This is a genomic window from Aeromonas media (assembly GCF_000819985.1).
GTDB lineage: Bacteria > Pseudomonadota > Gammaproteobacteria > Enterobacterales > Aeromonadaceae > Aeromonas > Aeromonas media.
This window is the reverse complement of the sequence record NZ_CDBZ01000016.1, coordinates 34,760-54,971: the sequence shown is the minus strand read 5'-3', so window position 1 is coordinate 54,971 and position 20,212 is coordinate 34,760. Positions and strand designations below refer to the sequence as shown.

At 59.9% G+C, this 20,212-nt stretch carries 13 protein-coding genes; 1 reads left to right on the top strand and 12 read right to left on the bottom strand.

The window, feature by feature from the left end:
- Position 1: 1 nt before the first annotated feature.
- The 12 genes from uup to BN1127_RS01625 all read right to left on the bottom strand — a co-directional run bounded on the left by uup (position 2) and on the right by BN1127_RS01625 (position 18,504).
- Positions 2-1,912: an ATP-binding cassette ATPase Uup gene (gene uup / locus BN1127_RS01680; RefSeq protein WP_042648251.1), complete on the bottom strand. Its 1,911-nt coding sequence runs from the start codon at positions 1,910-1,912 to the stop codon at positions 2-4.
- Between the two features lie 68 nt (positions 1,913-1,980).
- Positions 1,981-2,211 carry a glutaredoxin family protein gene (locus tag BN1127_RS01675; RefSeq protein ID WP_005329597.1) on the bottom strand — a complete coding sequence of 77 codons (231 nt, stop codon included), beginning with the start codon at positions 2,209-2,211 and terminating at the stop codon, positions 1,981-1,983.
- On the bottom strand, positions 2,211-4,382 hold the full coding sequence (rlmKL, locus tag BN1127_RS01670) for a bifunctional 23S rRNA (guanine(2069)-N(7))-methyltransferase RlmK/23S rRNA (guanine(2445)-N(2))-methyltransferase RlmL (protein WP_042648250.1): 2,172 nt from the start codon (positions 4,380-4,382) through the stop codon (positions 2,211-2,213). The genes BN1127_RS01675 and rlmKL overlap by 1 nt, the downstream gene beginning before the upstream one ends.
- Before the next feature lie 283 nt (positions 4,383-4,665).
- Positions 4,666-5,202, bottom strand: coding sequence for a cell division protein ZapC (locus BN1127_RS01665; RefSeq protein WP_042648249.1), 537 nt, complete (start codon positions 5,200-5,202; stop codon positions 4,666-4,668).
- A gap of 85 nt (positions 5,203-5,287) precedes the next feature.
- On the bottom strand, positions 5,288-6,298 hold the full coding sequence (gene pyrD / locus BN1127_RS01660) for a quinone-dependent dihydroorotate dehydrogenase (protein ID WP_042648248.1): 1,011 nt from the start codon (positions 6,296-6,298) through the stop codon (positions 5,288-5,290).
- Between the two features lie 46 nt (positions 6,299-6,344).
- Positions 6,345-11,207 (bottom strand): NAD-glutamate dehydrogenase, encoded by a 4,863-nt coding sequence (locus tag BN1127_RS01655; RefSeq protein ID WP_042648247.1) that lies wholly within the window; start codon positions 11,205-11,207, stop codon positions 6,345-6,347.
- A 456-nt stretch (positions 11,208-11,663) separates the two neighbouring features.
- On the bottom strand, positions 11,664-11,885 hold the full coding sequence (locus BN1127_RS01650) for a DUF2835 family protein (RefSeq protein WP_005329605.1): 222 nt from the start codon (positions 11,883-11,885) through the stop codon (positions 11,664-11,666).
- 63 nt (positions 11,886-11,948) lie between these two features.
- The gene (pepN, locus tag BN1127_RS01645) at positions 11,949-14,573 is read right to left on the bottom strand and encodes an aminopeptidase N (RefSeq protein WP_042648246.1); all 2,625 of its coding nucleotides are present in this window, start codon (positions 14,571-14,573) and stop codon (positions 11,949-11,951) included.
- A 138-nt stretch (positions 14,574-14,711) separates the two neighbouring features.
- A complete protein-coding gene (prc, locus tag BN1127_RS01640) occupies positions 14,712-16,724 on the bottom strand; it encodes a carboxy terminal-processing peptidase (protein ID WP_041205797.1) in 2,013 nt (670 codons plus the stop codon).
- 8 nt (positions 16,725-16,732) lie between these two features.
- Positions 16,733-17,374: an RNA chaperone ProQ gene (gene proQ / locus BN1127_RS01635; RefSeq protein WP_042648245.1), complete on the bottom strand. Its 642-nt coding sequence runs from the start codon at positions 17,372-17,374 to the stop codon at positions 16,733-16,735.
- A 101-nt stretch (positions 17,375-17,475) separates the two neighbouring features.
- Positions 17,476-17,934: a GAF domain-containing protein gene (locus BN1127_RS01630; protein ID WP_042648244.1), complete on the bottom strand. Its 459-nt coding sequence runs from the start codon at positions 17,932-17,934 to the stop codon at positions 17,476-17,478.
- Between the two features lie 111 nt (positions 17,935-18,045).
- Entirely contained in the window at positions 18,046-18,504 is a 459-nt protein-coding gene (locus BN1127_RS01625; RefSeq protein WP_042648243.1) for a hypothetical protein, read from the bottom strand.
- Between the two features lie 281 nt (positions 18,505-18,785).
- On the opposite strand from BN1127_RS01625, the gene ccoN reads away from it, so the two are divergent.
- Complete coding sequence (ccoN, locus tag BN1127_RS01620; RefSeq protein WP_005329626.1) at positions 18,786-20,210, top strand: cytochrome-c oxidase, cbb3-type subunit I; 1,425 nt, start codon at positions 18,786-18,788, stop codon at positions 20,208-20,210.
- The last annotated feature ends 2 nt before the right edge of the window (positions 20,211-20,212 follow it).

The following is a 20,212-nucleotide window of genomic DNA, read 5'->3' as shown; positions in this document are numbered from 1 at the left end:
CTTAGTCTTGATGTTTCAACGCTTCCAACTCCTCCCAACGGGAGAAGGCGTGTTCCAATGCGGACTCTGCCGCATGCAATGCATCGAGTTTGGACTGGGTCTGCTCCGCTGGCAGGGAGAAGAACCCGGGATGGTTGATCTCCGCCTGCAGGGCATCGAGTTCCGTTTCCAGCAGCTCCAGCCGGGCTGGCAGATTATCCAGCTCCAGTTGCAACTTGTAAGAGAGTTTGCGTGTTTTTTTCGCCGACTCAGCCGCCAACGCGACAGGCTCTGCCACTTTGGCCGCAGCTGCCTTGGCCGCCTGTTGCTGACTCTGCAGGGCGCGGGTGGCCATCATGTCTGCATAGCCGCCCACATAATCGCTGATCCGCCCGTCTCCTTCAAACAACCAGCAGCCGGTCACGGTATTGTCGATGAAGCGACGATCGTGGCTGACCAGCAGCAGGGTACCGGGATAATCGGTCAGCAGTTCTTCCAAAAGTTCCAGCGTTTCGACATCCAGGTCGTTGGTTGGTTCATCCAGAATCAACAAGTTACTGGGTTTGAGGAACAACTTGGCCAACAGTAGACGGTTTTTCTCGCCCCCTGACAAGGCCTTGACCGGGGTCCGCGCCCGTTTGGGTTCAAACAGGAAGTCCTGCAGGTAGCCCAGAATGTGGCGGGAGCGGCCGCGCACCATCACTTCCTGCTTGCCCTCCCCCACGTTGTCCACCACTGTCTGCTCGGGATCGAGCTGCTCGCGGTACTGATCGAAATAGGCCACTTCCAGATTGGTGCCGCCCTTGACCCGCCCGCGGCTCGGCTCGAGCTGACCCAGCAAGAGCTTGATGAGGGTGGATTTGCCGCAGCCGTTGGGGCCGACCAGGGCAATCTTGTCGCCTCGCAGCACTTGCAGATCCAGCCCCTGGAACAGGGTGCGATCGCCAAAGTCCAGCCCCAGCCCTTCGGTCTCGAATACCAGCTTGCCGGAGCGGTTGACGTCGTCCATCTGCAGCTTGGCCTTGCCCTGCAGCTCACGACGCTGGCTGCGCTCCATGCGCATCGCCTCAAGGGCGCGCACCCGCCCTTCGTTGCGGGTGCGGCGGGCCTTGATGCCCTGACGCACCCACACCTCTTCCTGGGCAAGCTTGCGGTCGAACTCGGCGTTTTTCAGCTCCTCGACCCGCAGCCACTCCTCCTTCCCTTGCAGGTACTGATCGTAATTGCCGGGCCAGGAGGTGATGGCGCCCCGATCGAGATCGATGATCCGGGTCGCCAGCTTGTGAATGAACTCCCTATCGTGGGAGATGAAGACGATGGCGCCGCGAAAATCCTTGAGGAACTCTTCCAACCAGTTGATGGCGTCGATGTCCAGATGGTTGGTCGGTTCGTCCAGCAGCAGCAGATCGGGGTCGCAGGCGAGCGCACGGGCCAGGGCCACCTTGCGCAACCAGCCACCGGAGAGGCTGTCGAGCGTCACGTCGGGATCCAGCCCCAGCAGGGTCAACACCTGATTGATGCGGGTCTCAAGTTGCCAGCCGTTCTGATAATCAAGCTGCTCCTGCAATTCGCTCATCTTGCGGATGTTGGCATCGGAGGGATCGTGACCCAGTTCCAGGGAGATGTGGTGGTACTGCTTGAGCAGCTCCCCCACCCCGGCCAGCCCTTCAGCGGCATAGTCGAACACGGTCAGCTCGCTCGAGGCGGGCGGATCCTGCTCGAGACGGGTCACCTTCAAGTCCTGCTGCAACACCAGACGGCCGTCATCCAGAGACAGCTCGCCCGCGATGACCTTCATCAGGGTGGACTTGCCCGCCCCGTTGCGGCCCACCAGACAGAGGCGCTCGCCGCGCTCTATGGTCAGCTCGGCGTTGTCGAGCAGCGGGAAATCACTGAACGACAGACAAGCGCCGTGCAATGTCAAAAGTGCCATGTTTGTTCCTTGTTACTTATGAAAAAACGGGCGGCAGACTCTGCCCCCGTTTCATCGTCAAATCAGTCTCACCCCTGACGGGCAAGCCAGCCCTTGAGCTGTGCCAGGGTGAAGGGCCAGCCCAGTTCGCGGCCGGCGTCATCCCGCAGCACCGGGATGCGCACCCGGTAGGCCGCAAGCCACTGCTCGTCCTCCAGGATGTCGCACTGGCGAGTACTGGCGGCAAGGCCAGCCTCCTCCACCAGCGCCCAGGCCTGTTCGCACAGGTGGCAGCCGTCGGTGTGAAACAGGGTCAGCATCAGGCCTGCGTCTCGGCGTGGGTGATGATCCAGCAGTTGTGGATATGCTGGTTGCGCTCAAAATCCTTCGGCCGGGTCTTGCCTGTGATGTTCTGGGCCTTGAGGCCAGCGGCCTCGAGACCGGCCAGATCCATCTTGAAGTGGCGCTTGTTGTTGGAGAACACCAGGGTGCCGTCCGCCGCCAGCAGGCGCTTGAGGTGCTGCATCAGCAGCAGGTGATCCCGCTGCACGTCGAAGCTCTCGTCCATCCGCTTGGAGTTGGAGAAGGTGGGCGGATCGATAAAGATGAGATCGTACTGATCCTCGGCCTCGGAGAGCCACTTCAGGCAATCGGCCTGGACGAACTTGTGCTGACGGCCCACCAGCGAGTTGAGACGCATGTTGTCCTGCGCCCAGTTGAGGTAGGTGTGGGACATGTCGACCGTGGTGGTTTCGCTCGCCCCGCCAAGGCCCGCGTGCACGGTGGCACTGCCGGTGTAGGCGAACAGGTTCAGGAAGCGCTTGCCGCTAGCCATCTGACCCAGCATGCGACGGGTCTGACGGTGATCGAGGAAGAGGCCGGTATCCAGGTAGTCGTAGAGGTTGACCCACAGACGGGCGCCGTACTCCTGCACCTCCATCCGGTGCTGCTCTTCGGAGAGCTTCTGGTACTGCTGCTTGCCTTCCTGACGCTCACGCACCTTCAGGATCACCTTCTCGCCGTCCATGCCGGTCACCTTGATGGCGGCCTGCACCATGTCGAGCAGACGCTGACGGGTCTTCTGGGCGGGGATGTCCTTGGGCGCGGCGTACTCTTGCACCACCAGGTAGTCCCGATAGCGGTCGATGGCGGCGTTGTATTCCGGCAAGTCGGCGTCATAGAGGCGATAGCAGTCGATCCCCTCCTTGCTGGCCCACTTCTCGAGCGTCTTCAGGTTCTTGCGCAGGCGGTTTGCAAAGTCCTGGGCCACCTCTTTCTGGGAGGCCACGGAGTCGAGCGCAATCTGGTAGTTGCGCAGCTGGCATTCCAGCGCGCCGTTGAACAGGCGATATTGCTTGTCGGCCCGCAGGCGCAAGCAGCTCAAGAGCTCAGGGGAAGCAGACAGAATGGTGACCTTCCAGCCCTGGAAGCTGCGGCGCAGGGCATCACCCAGGGCCTGATGCACCTCCAGCAGGGCCGGGAACTCGCCAAGACGCTCGCCATAAGGCGGGTTGGAGATCAGCATGCCGATCTCGCGGGCCTCCCCTTCCACAGCAGGCATCGGCAGCGGGTTTTCCAGCGCGGTCACGTCGGCCTGCTTGAAGGTGATGAGGTGGGCCACACCGGCCGCCTTGGCGTTGTCACGCGCCTTCATCAGCACGCGGGGGTCGGCATCACAACCGAACAGCTTCACCTCGCAGCGCTGCATGCCGCGCTTGGCGCGCACTTGCGCCTCCATCATCAGGCTCTGCCACAGTTCGCTGTCATGCTGCAGCCAGCGATCGAAACCGAAGCGCTCGCGGCGCAGCGCCGGCGCCATGTCGGCGGCGATGAAGGCCGCTTCGATGAGCAGGGTACCTGAGCCGCACATGGGGTCCATCATGGGCTCGCCGGTCCAGCCGCTGCGGGCGATCATGGCGCAGGCTAGGTTCTCTTTGAGCGGCGCTTCGCCTGTGCCCTGACGGTAGAAGCGCTGGTGCAGCGCAGGGCCGGACAGGTCCAGCGTGATGTTGGCCTTGCCCTTGCCCAGGTGCGCCATGATGCGGATGTCCGGCGACTTCTTGTCGACGTCCGGGCGCACATGGCCGCGCTTGGTGAAGCGATCAACGATGGCATCCTTGATCTTGAGCGCGCCGTACTGGGTGTTGCGAATGGCCGGGTTGGTACCGGTGAAGTCCACGGCGATGGTGGCAGTGCCGGGGAAGTGCTCTTCCCAGGGAATGGTGTGGGCGCCGAGATAGAGATCCAGATCGTCGTTCATCTGGAATTCGGAGAGCACCAGCACGATGCGGGAGGCAAAACGGCTCCACAGACAGGCCTTGTAGCCGATGGCCAGTTCGCCTTTGAAGTGGACGCCGGCCACGGTCTCACGGACCTGCTCCGCGCCCAGGGTGGTCAGCTCGACGGCCAGCAGGTTTTCCAGCCCCTTGGGGCAGGTTGCAAAAAATTCTTTCATCACGCTCACGGGGATGCCATAAAAATAGTGCCGCATTATACCTTATCGGCCCGCACTCGGCATCCGAACCTTGGGGTTCGCGCGAATATAAAGGGGCTGGCCGGCGCAATTCCCCCCGTTCTTGCTCTTGTCGCCAGCACAGAGGCGCGGGCAAGACGATGCAACTCAATATCCAGCGCAGAAGGGCGTGCGCCAAACGGCGACGAATTGACTCAAGGAAGGTGCCGCAACGGCATGGGAGAGACGAGCGATAAATAACCAGCGTCGGTTATTTCGGGAGCGTATGAATATCAACCAAAAATAACGAGCAGAGGCAGTATCAGCTAACCTGTCGATATTGTGCCTGGGCACGAGTCCTGGTCTGCATCCGGTTATTCATCACCTTGATCACCGCGAACCTTGGCAGGATCTTGCTGGCGGTCAGTACCAGTTTCTCGGTCAGGTTCAGGCAGACGCTCGCCTGATCGCCGGCCTCGATGACCATGAACTCTCCCCTGCCATGGGGAGTCTCCATCCACACCAGGGAGCCCATATCCGGAATAAAGTGAGTCTGCTGTTCATGAAAGAACCAGCTTTGTGGCATCAGGGGTTTATAAAAGCGGCTGACGGCGATGGCATTGAGTACCAGCTGAACCTGATGGGGAACACTCCAATCGAGTTCGGCGGCCTTGTCCATCAGCTGATAATAGAGGGCGGCATCGTCCACGCAAAAAGGCTGGGTCGTGAAGGAGCTGGGAACGAGCTGTCGCCCCTTATATTCGGTGGCGAATATCATGCGATCGGATAAATCCAGCATCAGACGATCATCTTGAGCATCATAATGCCACTGCCAATTGTCATTGGGTTGGATACACATGGAGTTGCCCTTACTTAAGCCGTTCCTCGACTTTATTCCATGTCGAGAATTTGAGCAACTTTAAATAAGGGCAACCGGTTATCTTTTAAATATGGGTAACGATCTCTTTGACCAGACTCGGGCCCTTATAAATAAAGCCGCTGTAAATCTGGACCAGACTGGCACCCGCCGCTAATTTCTCCCGGGCGGCCATGGCGCTGTCAATACCGCCCACCCCTATGATCGGCAGAGCCCCATTGAGGGCCTTGGCCAGCATGCGGATCACCTCTGTGCTCTTGTGCTGGAGCGGACGACCACTAAGACCCCCTGCTTCACCGGCATGGGGCATGTCATAAATCATGTCGCGCTCCAGGGTGGTATTGGTGGCGATGACGCCATCGATCCCGTTTTTGATCAAGGAGGCGGCAACCTGATTAATTTCATCCAGGCTGAGGTCGGGGGCAATTTTAACGGCTAGCGGCACGTACTTCTTATATTGCGCGGCTAGCTCCTGCTGGCGCACCTTGAGGGCAGCCAGCAATTCATCCAGCGCCTCTCCATATTGCAGCGAACGCAGCCCCGGGGTGTTGGGGGAAGAGATATTGACGGCAATATAACCGGCATGATCATAAACCTTGTCCATGCAGATCAGATAATCGTCCTTGCCCTGCTCGATGGGGGTGTCCTTGTTCTTGCCGATATTGATGCCGATCACCCCCTGATATTTGGCCTCTTTCACCTTGGCCACAAGATGATCGACACCCTTGTTGTTGAATCCCATCCGGTTGATGATCCCTTCCGCCGGAATTACCCGGAACAACCGCGGCTTGTCATTTCCGCTCTGGGGCTTGGGGGTCACAGTGCCTACTTCAATAAAACCGAACCCCATGGCACCAAATGCGTCGATACACTCCCCGTCTTTATCGAGACCGGCCGCCAGTCCCACCGGATTGGCAAAATTAAGCCCCATGACAGTGACGGGGCGTTGGGGCAGTGAATGACGGAAGAAACAATCGAGCGGTGTACCGAGAAGGCGGGGCAAATACTTGATGGAGAGATCGTGTGCCTGTTCGGGATTGAGTTTGAACAGAAAATGCCTGGCGAGGGGGTACAGCATGTTTGCTCCTTAAAAAAGCCCCGGCAACTGGCCGGGGCTTTTGGGGTTATGCCGAGGTTCGGCAATTCAACTGGAGCAGGTTCAACTCTCGCAAGGCCACCGAGAACTTGGCGAACTCGTGAGTGCTCGTGGTCTTGAAGTCGGCCAACATGTGGGTCCAACGGGACAAGAGTTGCTCATGCTCCGAAATCCAGTCGGCCAGTATGGTAGCGCATTCTCCCTGCTCTTTGCACCCTTCCAGTACCACTGAGGTGAGGCTGCGTTGCTGCCAGTCCAGATCCTCGCGGAAGGAGGCCCGGGCCATCGCCTGCCAGTGGTTGCCCACCGGTTGATGGTTGATCTGCTCGAGGAACCAGTGCAGATCGAGCTTGGCGCCGAGGCGGTAATAAACGTTGGCGGCGCGCAGGATGTCGGTCTTGTGCTCCGCGGCAATCTGCGCCAGATCCAGGCTGGAGAACAGGCTGCTCATGTGGGCCACCTGACGGGCGATGGCTTCCGGCACCTGTTTGGCCACCAGTGCGGCGACGGCCTGGCGATGTTCGGCCACTTCGCTCTCGTCCATCACCTCGTAGAGGTGCTCCCCCAGGGTCTCGAAGGCCGGGCGGAAGAAGGCGATGTTCTCGCCGATGCTCCAGCTGCGGTTGCGGGCGCGCAGGAACCAGCGAGTGGCGCGGCGCACGATGCGGCGGCTGTAGAACATCAGCTCGAGCTGGGTCTCGGCACTCACCAGGTTGTCACAGCCTTCGATGTCGCGCCACAGGGTACCCAGACCGAACACCTCCCGGGCCATGGCGAAGCAGCAAGCCACTTCGGCTACCGAGGCACCGGTCTCGTCCTTCATCCGACTGGCGAAGTTGAGCCCCATGTCGTTGACCAGCATGTTGGCCACCCGGGTCGCGATGATTTCACCGCGCAGCGGGTGCTGAGCCAGCTCGGCACCGAACTGCTGCTGCAACTGGGCCGGGAAGCTGGTGACCAGCATGTTGGCGAGGAAGGGCTCCTCGGTCACTTCCGGGCAGTTGAGCTGCTCTTTGAGCACCATCTTGCCGTAAGCCACCAGCACCGCCAGCTCGGGACGGGTCAGCCCCTGCCCTGCCGCCATCCGCTCGGAGAGCTCCTCGTCGGAAGGGAGGAACTCCAGCGCACGGTCCAGCTTGCCTTCGCGCTCCAGCCCCTGAATGAAGCGTTGCTGCTCTTTCAACTGCTCGGCGCCACGGAACGCCGTGACCGAGATGGACTGGGACTGGCGATAGGCGTTGGTGATGACAATCTGGGCCACGTCGTCGGTCATCTCGTACAGCATCTGGTTGCGCTGCTTGAGGGTCATGTCGCCGGCGGCCACCAGCTGGTTCAGCAGTATCTTGATGTTGACCTCGTTGTCGGAGCAATCCACCCCGCCCACGTTGTCGGTAAAGTCGGTGTTGATGTGACCGCCCTGGCTGGCGTACTCCACCCGGCCAAGCTGGGTGAAGCCGAGGTTGCCGCCCTCGCCCACGATGCGGGCTCGCAGGTCACGGCCATTGACCCGCAGCACGTCGTTGCTGCGATCCCCCACGTCGGCGTCGCTCTCGCGGGCGCTCTTCACATAGGTGCCGATGCCGCCGTTCCAGAGCAGGTCCACGTTGAGGCAGAGCAGCGCCTTGATCAGCTCGTTCGGGGCCATGCTGGCCTTGTCGGTGCCGAGCAGGGTCTGAATCTGCGGGCTCAGCTTGATGGACTTGGCGGAGCGCAGGAAGATGCCGCCCCCTGCCGAGATGAGCTCCCGGTTGTAGTCATCCCAGCTCGAACCCGGCAGCTCGAACAGCCGCTGCCGCTCGACGAAGCTCCTGGCCGCATCGGGGGTCGGGTCGATGAAGATGTGCATGTGGTTAAAGGCGCCCACCAGCTGGGTGTGCTCGGAGAGCAGCATGCCATTGCCGAACACGTCGCCGGCCATGTCACCTATCCCCACGCAGGTGAAGTCGGTGGTCTGGCAGTTGACGCCGATCTCCCGGAAGTGACGCTTGACCGACTCCCAGGCGCCGCGCGCCGTGATGCCCATCTTCTTGTGGTCATAACCGACCGAGCCGCCGGAGGCGAAGGCATCACCGAGCCAGTGGCCATACTCCTGGCTTATCTCGTTGGCGATGTCGGAGAAGGTGGCGGTGCCCTTGTCGGCGGCCACGACCAGGTAGTAGTCATCCTCGTCGTGACGCACCACGGATTTGGGCGGGATCACCTCCCCCTTGATGATGTTGTCGGTGACATCAAGCAGGCCGCGGATGAACAGGCGGTAGCAGGCCTTCCCCTCTTCCTGGATGACGGCGCGGGGCGCGCCCACCGGCATCTGCTTGCAATAGAAACCGCCCTTGGCGCCGACCGGCACGATGACGGTGTTCTTCACCTGCTGCGCCTTGACCAGCCCCAGCACCTCGGTGCGGAAATCTTCCTTGCGATCGGACCAGCGCAGGCCGCCACGGGCCACCTTGCCCCAGCGCAGATGCACCCCTTCCACTCGCGGCGAGTAAACGAAGATCTCGAATTTCGGCAGCGGCAGCGGCATGTCGGTGATGCTGGAGGGGGCCAGCTTGAAGGAGATGTAGGGCTTGGGTTGACCCTCCTGATCCGGCTGGTAGTAGTTGGTGCGCAGGGTGGCGTCGATCATCTCCATGTAGCGGCGGATGATGCGATCGTCGTCCAGGTTCGCCACCTGATCCAGCTTGGCGGCGAGCTGCTCGTGCAGCTTGGCTAATGCCTTGGCATCTTGCGATGGCGCCTTGGCGTCCTGCTTGATCGCAGGATTGAGTCGCAGATCGAACAGGGTGAACAGCAGCTCTGCGATGTCGGGATAACGGGTCAGGGTCTCCTCTATATAGGACTGGCTGAAGGAGACGCCGGTCTGGCGCATGTATTTCGCATAGGCGCGCAGCACAGAGACCTGGCGACCGGTGAGGCCGGCCCCCAGCACCAGGCGGTTGAAACCGTCATCTTCCAGGGTCTTGTTCCAGATGGCAGCGAAGGCCTGCTGGAAGCGCTGCTGGCTCTGGGCCAGATCGAATGGCTGCTCGCCGCGCAGCAGCATGGAGAAGTCGAGGATCCAGAAGATCTCGCCACTCGGGGTGCGCACCTGATAGGGCGTCTCACCGATGACGCGCAGCCCCATGTTTTCCAGCATGGGCAAGACGTCGGAGAGGTGGATGGGTTCGGTGCGGTGGAACAGCTTGAGACGCACCCGGCGATCGTTCTCTTCTTCCTGGGCACGGTAGAACAGCATGCCCAGCGGCTCGGCTTCACTCAGGCTATCGAGGGCCATGATGTCGGCCACGGCAGAGCCCGGCAGCACGTCTTCCTTGTAAGCACGAGGGAAGGCAGTGCTGAAACGGCGGCGCAGTTCGTTGCCTCGGGCTTCCCCATAATGGGAGAGCAGCACGGAGTCCAGGCGGTCGTCCCAGCTGCGGGCCGCTTCAATCAGGTTGTTCTGTACTTCGTTCACATCCACATCCACGTTGTTGTTGTTGACCCGCACTATGTAGTGGGTCCGTGCCAGCACGCCTTCGGTGAAGTAGACGTTGAACTCCACATCAAAGCTGCTGCCAAAATACTTCTGCAAAATTTGCTGGGTCTTGACCCGTAGCGCCGTGTTGTAGCGCTCCTTGGTGACATAGACCATGCAGGAGAAGAAGCGGCCGTACACATCGCGGCGTACGAACAGGCGCAGCATGTCACGCTCTTGCATCTCCAGCACGCCAAGACCTGTGGCCAGCAGCTCCTCTTCACGGGCCTGAATAAGCTCGTCGCGCGGATAGGTCTCCAGCACGTTGAGCAACGCCTTGTAGGCGTGGGAGCCCTTCTCGTGACCGGAGGCGGCCATGATGCGCTCGAGGCGGTGGCTGATGAGGGGGATCTGGGTGGCGCTGGTGTTGTAGATGGAGGAGGCGTAGAGACCGATGAAGCGATCTTCCCCCACCACCTTGCCGTGTTCGTCGAAGCGCTTGATGCCGATGTAATCCACATAGGCCGGACGGTGTACCCGGGACTTGGCGTTGGACTTGGTGAGGATCAGCAAGTCAGAGCTCAGGGCCGCGTGACGGGCGCTGGCGGGCATGCTGCCCAGGCGCTGGCCTTCGTCCTTGATGGAGTTCTTCATCAGGCCCAGGCTGGATTCCGGCTGGGGCAGGATCTCGTGATCCCCCTCCACCGCTTTCACGTCATAACGGCGATAGCCCATCAGGGTGAAGTTGTGGGCAGCCACCCATTTGAGGAAGGCGACGCAGGAGTCCACCTCGGCCTGGCTGACCGGGTTCTTGCGCTTGGGCAACTCCTCGATGATCTCGTTCAGGCGACCCAGCATGGGTTGCCAATCCCCGACCGCCAGGGCCACTTCCCTCGCCACCGAGTTGAGCTCGGCGGTCAGGGCATCCATCTGTTCCTCATCCGTAAGATGATCGATCTCGATGAGGAAGGCGGTCTCGACCGAGGTCTGGGAAGCCGTATTGTCGAGATCCAGGATGGCGCCTATCTTGCCTTCGCTGCCGCGAATGAGGTGCAGCGGCTGGTGCAACATCATGTGGGCCGTGATGCCCCGACGCTTGAGGGCCATGCGGATGGAATCCACCAGGAACGGGGAGTCCTGCAGGATGATCTCGACGATGGTATGGGGAGACTGCCATCCGTGGCGAGTCAGCTCGGGGTTGTAGACCCGGATATAGGGCTCTGTGCTGGTGCGCTGGTTGAGCGCATTCCACAGGCTCAGCGCCGCCCCGTAGAGATCGCTGTCATTGCGATCGTGCAGGTCGGTGCTCGCCATGTTGCCGTAGAACTTGGCGACGAAGCATTCGACCAGGGAGGCGCTGTTCTTGGGCAATTTCTGATGGATCAGGCTGAGAACGTTTTCGAGCAGAACTGAGGTAGGGGCGTCTTTCAATGCCATTGCTAGTTTCCTTATCGGACGACATCACAGACACGGCGACATCCACCCAGGATGTGCGCCGGTACAGAGTTGCTGCGAAGTGTAATGAGTTGGATCAAGGAAGGCGAGCAAAGGTGATAACGGGATGTTAAAAACAAGGGACAGATCACGGCTTGGGTTGTGATAAATTTTGCCAAGTCGCTAAAATTTAGAAAATCGCACTGGCTGTCAGTCGATTAACCGGATAGATAGTGACTTAAAGCAGATATTTACCCGGAATTGTGTTCATGTTTTGTTAATTTATGCGTTTCGGGCTAAACAGGCGCTCATCGTCCTGTATTTGGCGTCGCAAGCAGGCGTATTCCCCTCTATAGGACGCTCACACGAGTGGTTCGACTACGGCAAGCGACCCTTTCGAGGCAGAAACCTACGGAATGATCCAAGAAGGACACCGCTCTCTTAGAGAGTGAGCGGCACTCAGGAGAGCCTCTCTAGGCGAACAAAGCGGTGATCTTCCTGGGTGACCAGCCGAAAGTAGCCGTGGACCCCGTTGACGCTGACGAAGGAGCGGATCTTTTCCAGGCCCAACTCTATGGTCAACCCCTGCTCGGTGCGCACCACCAGGCGTCTGGCCTGGCCCTGGTACATCAGCATGATCTCGTCACGGCTGAGGGCCAGCCGAAAGGTGTACTGCCTCATTCCCCCTCCTCTTGATGAAAAACGGGCAGGAGAGCCTGGCTCCCCTGCCCGTGACCTGCACCCTTACTGCGCCAGTGCCTTGCTTACCTTCTCGAACAGATCCCGCGCCAGCCCCTCGAGGTTGGCCAGACGGGTCAGCTCGGCACGGATAAGCGTCTTGCGCCCTTCATCCAGTCGCTTGAACTGAATGAGCGGGGTGATGAGGCGGGACGCCACCTGGGGATTGACCTCGTTGAGCGCGATCAAGAGATCTGTCAGGAAGCGATAGCCGCTGCCATCCACCGCGTGGAACTGCACCTGGTTGTTCATGGCGAAGCTGCCGATGAGCGCCCGCAGCCGGTTCGGGTTGCGGATGCTGAAGGTGGGGTGGCTCATCGCCTGTTTCACCTCATCCAGCACGTCGGCGGCAGGCTTGCTGCCCACCAGCCGCAGCCAGTTGTCCAGTACCAGGCCGTCATGGGCCCACTTGCCCTCAAAATCGGCCAGCAGTGCGGCACGGCATGGCAGCAGATAGCCGTTGGCCACCTGCAGCGCCGCCAGGGTGTCGGTCATGTTGTCGGCGGTTGCATACTGCTCACGCACCAGCGCATCGGCATGCTCTGCATCCAGCGCCGCCAGATAGCCGAGTACCACCCCCTTGAGGGCACGTTTGGCGGTGTCTCCATGGATCACCCTATACCCCGTCAGCCGCAGGCGCTCATAGGTGGTGGCCAGGCGCGCGCCGAAGGCCTCGGCGAGCTGGCTGTGGATGGCATCCCGCACCCGATGGATGGCATCGATGTCGGCCACCTCGAACAGTTCGGCCAGGGTCGCTTCACCGGGCAGCGCCAGGATCTCCGCCTTGAGAGCCGAGTCCAGCTCGGCCTCGTCCAGAATGGCGACGAAGGCCGCCAGCAGGGTTGAGGAGAGCTCGACCCCCTGCCCCTGCTGCACCCGCGCCACCCCTTCGATGACCGCCTTGTTGATCAGCATCTGGGCGGCATCCCAGCGGGCAAACTCGTTGCGGGCAAAGCGCATCAGGAATGCGAGCGCTTCATCGCTGTAGTCATAGTACAGCTTGACCGGCGCGGAGAAGTCCCGCAGCAGGGAGGGAACCGGCTTGACCGGCACCTGATAGAATTCGAAGGTCTGCTCTTCTTCCAGCACATCGAGCACGCTGCCGATGGCCTTGCCCTGATACTGCAGCGCAATGACGGCACCCTGCTCGTCATAGAGTTCGATGTCGAGGGGAATGTGCAGTGGCAGCTTCTGCGGCTGATCCTGGGTCGGCGGCGTGTGCTGGCGCACGTGCAGGCGATAAACGCCGCTTTCGGCATCGTACTCGTCGGTGACGGTCAGCTCGGGGGTGCCGGACTGGCTGTACCAACGGCGGAAACGGCCGAGGTCAACGCCGGAAGCATCCTCCATCGCCTGCACGAAATCATCGCAGGTGGCGGCCGAGCCGTCGTGACGCTCGAAGTAGAGACGCATACCGGCCTGGAAGGCAGCTTCACCCAGCAGGGTGTGCATCATGCGGATCACTTCCGACCCCTTCTCGTAGACGGTCAGGGTGTAGAAGTTGTTCATCTCGATCACCACATCCGGGCGAATGGGGTGAGCCATGGGGCCGGCATCTTCGGCGAACTGCGGCCCGCGCACGGTACGCACGTTGTTGATGCGGTTGACGCCGCGTGAGCCAAGATCCGAGGAGAACTCCTGATCCCGGAACACCGTCAGCCCCTCTTTGAGACTGAGCTGGAACCAGTCGCGGCAGGTGACGCGGTTGCCGGTCCAGTTGTGGAAGTATTCGTGGGCGATCACCCGCTCGATGCCGTGGTAGTCGCTGTCGGTGGCGGTCGCCGGGTTGGCCAGCACGAACTTGGAGTTGAAGATGTTCAGCCCCTTGTTCTCCATGGCGCCCATGTTGAAGAAGTCCACCGCCACGATCATGTAGATGTCGAGGTCATACTCGAGGCCGAAACGCTGCTCGTCCCAGCGCATGGCGTTGATCAGGCTCTCCATGGCGAAACCGGCGCGATCGAGGTTCCCCTTGTCGACGAAGATCTCCAGAGCCACCTTGCGGCCGCTTTGGGTGGTGTAGCTACCCCGCTCCACGTCGAAATCACCGACCACCAGGGCAAACAGGTAGCTCGGCTTGGGGAAGGGATCCTGCCACTGCACAAAGTGGCGACCACCTTCCAGTTCGCCGCTATCGACCTTGTTTCCGTTGGAGAGCAGGTAGGGGTATTTGGTCTTGTCGGCGCTGATGCGGGTGCTGTAGCGGGCCAGGATGTCGGGCCTGTCCAGGTAATAGGTTATGCGGCGAAAGCCCTCTGCCTCACACTGGGTGCAGTAGGCATCGCCGGACTTGTAGAGCCCTTCCAGCGCCGTGTTGGCGGCGGGATCCAGATCCGTGACTATGGTCAGCACACATTCGGCAGGCAGGTTGAACAGGGTCAGACTGCTCTCCCCCTGCTCGAACTGGGTGAAGGGGACACCGTCCACGCTGACGCTGTGCAAGACCAATCCTTCCCCATCCAGCACCAGCGGCTCGTTGTGCTCGCCGTTGCGGCGCAGGCGGGAGATGGCGGTGACCCGGGTCAGGGGCTCCTGCAGTTGAAAATCGAGATCGATGCTGTCGATCCAGTAGAGGGGCGCCCGGTAATCCTGGCGATACTTGGCCGTCATGGCCTGGGAGTGATCGGTCATTATTGTGTGCTTCCACGCTTTGTTATTGACGTGTCAGAGGCTGTCACAACGATTCGGCAGGGTCAAATAGTTTGCATTCCGCCAAAAGAGAGGGCGACCGAAGTCGCCCTTGTATTCATGCTGATGTACCCTGGATTCTCAGCCCTTGCTGAGCCTCGCCAGATCCGCCGTGATGTTCGCGGCTTCAATCTGATACTCGTCAGGGGCCTCGAAATCGGTCGGCAGTTCATCCAGGCTCTTCACCGTTGGCTTGCCAAGACGGGTCAGTCGCTCGTTGGCTCGCGCCAGCGCCTTCTCGTCCTGCTTGGCCTGATCCGCCAGTCGCTCGGCTTCGTTCAGGGAGACCGACTTCTTGTCCTGATCCGCCTGATACTCCTTGATGTCCTGCAGCACGTAGGCAAATTCAGGATCCTTGGCGATCCGCGCATCGTGAGCCGACTTCAACCTGGGCAGCAGACTGGAGAAGTCCCCCAGCTTGTCGTAACTGGCCGAAGCTATCTTGTCCCAGGGCAAGGCGTTGAACTCCCGGCTCTCCCCGGTCTCGTCCGGCGAAACCGCGGTCGGGAAGCCGATGTCCGGTGCCACCCCCTTGTTCTGGGTGCTGCCACCATCGATCCGGTAGAACTTGGCGATGGTGTACTGCACATGACCCAGCGGCTGCTCGTAGAAGTCGTAGACCTTGGCGAGGCTGCGATGCTGCTGCACCGTGCCCTTGCCGAACGAGTTCTCACCGAGGATCAGGGCGCGGCCGTAATCCTGCATGGCGGCGGCGAAGATCTCGGAGGCCGAGGCGCTGTAACGGTCAATCATCACCGACATGGGGCCGCCGTAGTAGACGTTGCCGTCGTCGTCACCATTGACCGTGATACGGCCCATATGATCACGAATTTGCACCACGGGACCGCTGGCGAAGAACAAACCACTCAAGGCCGAGGCTTCGGTCAGGGCACCGCCGCCGTTGCCACGCAGATCGACAATGAGACCATCGATCTTCTGCTTGTTGAGACTGGAGAGCTCCTTGATGACGTCGTCATGGAGATTGACGTAGAAGCTCGGGACCTCGAGCACCCCTATCTTCTTGCCTTCGGCGGTGATCACCTTGGACTTGGCGGCCCTGTCTTCCAGACGCACCTTGTCACGGGTCAGCTCAACCAGCTCGGTCTTGGCGGTCGCGCCCTTGCCGCGCTGGATCTCCAGCTTCACCTTGCTGCCTTTCGGGCCCTTGATGAGTTCGACCACATCATCGAGACGCCAGCCGATCACATCGACAATCTTGCCGTCGTCCTGCCCCACCCCGGTGATCTTGTCATCGGGCTTGAGGTGGTTGGACTTGGCTGCCGGGCCGCCGGGCACCAGGGAGCGGATGACGGTGAAGTCATCTTCCGCCTGCAGCACGGCCCCAATACCTTCCAGCGAGAGGTTCATCTCGGTGTTGAAGCGATCGGCGCTGCGCGGCGAGAGGTAGCTGGTGTGGGGCTCGATGGCACGGGCGAAGGAGTTCATGAAGAGCTGGAACACATCCTCGCTCTCGGTCTGGGACATCCGCTTGATGGCATTGTTGTAACGCTTGCCAAGCAGCTCCTTGATCTCGGGCCACTCCTTGCCGCTGAGCTTGAGACTCAGGGCATCAAACTTGACCCGCTGACGCCACAGCTCGTCGAGCTCAGCCTCGTCTTTGGGCCAGGGAGCCCCTTCCCGATCGAAGATGTAATTGTCGGGCTGGGTGAAATCCAGGGGAGTGTCGAGCAGTTTGAGGGCGTATTCGAACCGCTCGTAACGCCGCTGCTGACTCAGGTTGAACATCTCGTAGGCCGGAGCCAGACGCCCTCTCTCGAGGTCGGTGTCAAAACCGGTACGGTACTTTTCAAAACGGCTGATGTCAGAGGCCAGAAACAGGTTGCGGCTGTAGTCCAGATTCTCCAGATATTTGTCAAAAATCACGGAGGAAAAGGCATCGTCCAGCTTGAACTGTTTGTAATGAGAGCGGGTAAACAGATTGGCAATTCGCTTGCTGGCCGTAGCATGTTGGCTCTCCTGAGCCAACACAGGCAAATCACTTTCCTTGAGCACCGGCTCGATGGCCTGTGCGAGCCCGGCGAGCGCCAGGCTACAGGCAACGAGGGAAAAACGAATCACGCCATGCTTCAACATTCGTCTCCTTAGAGAACCAGATGCTCGAACTTGACCCGCAACATCATGCCGGTCTGCAATTGAACCTGTACGTCATCCTTGGTCACTTCCTTGATGGTCGCAGGCACGGGAGATTTGCCCAGCACGACGCGCACGCCTTGATCCACTTTCAGGGTGGCGGCATCCACTTTGACCAGGGGAGCATCGGCTACAGGTGCGGCCTTGGGGGCAGCAGACTTGGGCTTGTCGGAGCGGGGCGCATCGGCCTTGCGCGGCGCGTTGCGGCGCGGCTGCTTGGGCTTGTCTTCCTTCTCCTTGGTGTTGGTGCGGCGGCTGGCAAAGACACGCTCTTTGCTCTCCTTGAGCGCCTGTTTGGCATGCTCGATGTGCTCTTCGGTCAGCAGCTCACCGGGATTGCCATCCAGATCGACACGGGCCTGGCCAGCCTTGAGGCCATGCAGGTAACGCCAGCTGGAGGTGTATTGACGCAGAGCAGAGCGCAGCATGGTCTTGGAGACTCTCTCGTCATCAGCAAGACGCGCGGCCAGATCCTGGAAGATGCCAATCTTGAGTGGCTTGGCCTCTCCTTCAGCGATGAAGCAGGCCGGGAATTTCTCGACCAGGTAGGCAACGATCTCTTTACTGTTCTTCAGCTTTTCAGTGTTTTCCATGTATAACCTTGGCTTTCATATAGACGCACGGGCATGCCCGAACACAACAAAGGCCCTATTATAGAGAGCTTGGGACCTTTTGCGAACCATCTAGCAATGACTTAGAGCATGCTTTCCAAAATTTGCACCGTTTCTTCGAGGCCAATCCGGTCCTCCTGGTCGAAACGGTTAAAAATTGGACTATCCACGTCCAGCACCCCGATGATCTCACCACCGCGACGCAGCGGAATCACGATTTCCGAATTGCTGGCGCCGTCGCAGGCGATGTGACCCGTGAACTGGTGTACGTCGTCCACCAGCTGGGTCTTGCCCTCGGACACCGCCGTGCCGCAGACGCCGCGGCCCACCGGAATGCGCACGCAGGCCGGCTTGCCCTGGAAGGGGCCGAGCACCAGGGTTTCCCCTTGCAACAGATAAAAACCGACCCAGTTGATGTCAGCCAGCTCCTGATTGAGCAGGGCAGACAGGTTCGCCAGGTTGGCAATCAGGTCGGGTTCACCCTCCAGCAGCGCCTGTGCCTGTTGGTTGAGGGTGCGATAAAATGCTTGTTTTTCAATCATGATTAAATGAACTTCACTCCTTGATAATGAATGCAAGGTACCGACCTGCCTGAAAAATTCAAATCAAATTTCACTTATCCCCCCTCCTGGGCCACAAATGTCAGCCTCCTGTCAGGGGGAAATTCCCAGTGTCAGTTGCTGGCGCTGGCCATTGCTCCACTCGATATTGAGCAGCCACTCCATGGTCTCAGTGGTGCAACTCCCCACCTGAGCGGCCCCCTGCCAGCCTCCCTCCTTCGCCTCGAATTGCACGGGAATGCGTCCCATGAACATGGTTCTGCCCTCCAGCCAGGCTTTGATGGGGGTGATGGCGGGAGAACCTCCCTGAAGACGCAGCACAAAGTCATGTTCAGGGCGGATCGGCAAGCCGTCTACGCTGGCCGTCAGGGGCTGATCGCCGACGAGAAGGGAACAACTGCTGTGGGACAGATCACAAATCTGATCATTTGTTGCCTTCGCCTCCCCGCTCGGCGGGCCCGAAAACCAGGTCCGATAGGCCATCAGGGAGAGCAAAATGGCCAAAACGATCGTCAAGTGCACGATTTTGCGTGAAGTGAGTCTCTCTTTCATGAAAAAACAGCCCTGTAAGGTACTTTAAAAATGCGATTTTCGTGATCTTGCGCAAGGTAAAAACTGGCGGGCACCAGACCCGCTGGAGCCAAATATATCACTGTTTGTACTGTTATTTTACCGGTCAGTTCAGTATCATTCTCAATGAATTTTCATTTAACCACCTTTTGCTTTTCCTTTTATTAACAGATGTTAACGAGAGGATTTTGCAAATCAGGGGTGAAAATGGCCCCGATTACCGGGCGAAAAACAAACAACAGCATCGGAAGCGGAATACAACGATGAGCCATACAACAAACCACCCTGAGTACAACTACACCGTTGTGCGCCAGTTCACCGTCATGACGATTGTCTGGGGAATTGTCGGTATGTCGGTTGGTGTACTGATCGCAGCCCAGTTGATCTGGCCTGCCCTCAACTTTGATACCCCCTGGCTGACCTACAGTCGCCTGCGTCCCCTGCATACCAACGCGGTCATCTTTGCGTTTGGTTGCAGTGCCCTGATGGCCACCTCCTTCTACGTGGTACAGCGCACCTGCCAGGCAAGACTGTTTGGCGGCCCGCTCGCCTCCTTCGTGTTCTGGGGCTGGCAGGCGATCATCCTCGCCGCCGCCATCAGCCTGCCACTGGGATACACCACCTCCAAGGAGTATGCCGAGCTGGAATGGCCCATCGACATCGCCATCGCCGTGGTCTGGGTGAGCTATGCCATTGTCTTCTTCGGCACCCTGGTCAAGCGCACCACCTCCCACATCTATGTGGCGAACTGGTTCTTCGGTGCCTTCATCATCACGGTGGCCGTGCTGCATATCGTCAACAACATGGAAGTGCCACTCTCCGGCATGAAGTCCTACTCCATGTACTCCGGCGCCATGGATGCCATGGTGCAGTGGTGGTATGGCCACAACGCGGTCGGCTTCCTGCTCACCGCCGGCTTCCTGGGGATGATGTACTATTTCGTGCCCAAGCAGGCGGGGCGTCCGGTCTACTCCTACCGCCTCTCCATCGTGCACTTCTGGGCGCTGATCTCCCTCTATATCTGGGCCGGTCCGCACCATCTGCACTACACCGCGCTGCCTGACTGGGCCCAGTCCCTGGGCATGGTGATGTCCCTCATCCTGTTCGTCCCCTCCTGGGGCGGCATGATCAACGGCATCATGACCCTGTCCGGTGCCTGGCACAAGCTGCGCTATGACCCCATCCTGCGCTTCCTGATCGTGTCCCTGTCGTTCTACGGCATGTCCACCTTCGAAGGCCCCATGATGGCGATCAAGACGGTCAACGCCCTCTCCCACTACACAGACTGGACCATAGGTCACGTCCACTCCGGTGCCCTGGGCTGGGTTGCCATGGTATCCATCGGCGCCGTGTATCACTTGATCCCGAACCTGTTCGATCAGGGCCGCATGTACAGCATCCGCCTGATCAACGTCCACTTCTGGCTGGCGACCGTGGGCACAGTGCTCTACATCGTCTCCATGTGGATTTCTGGGGTGATGCAGGGTCTGATGTGGCGTGCGGTCAATGATGACGGCACCCTGACCTACAGCTTCGTGGAGGCGCTGCAAGCTTCCTATCCCTTCTACTTCGTGCGCTTCCTGGGTGGCTGCTTCTTCGTCACCGGCATGCTGCTGATGGCTTACAACGCCTATCGCACCGTCACTGCGCCCAAGGGTTCCCTGGAACCCGTCGCACAGCCAGCCTGATC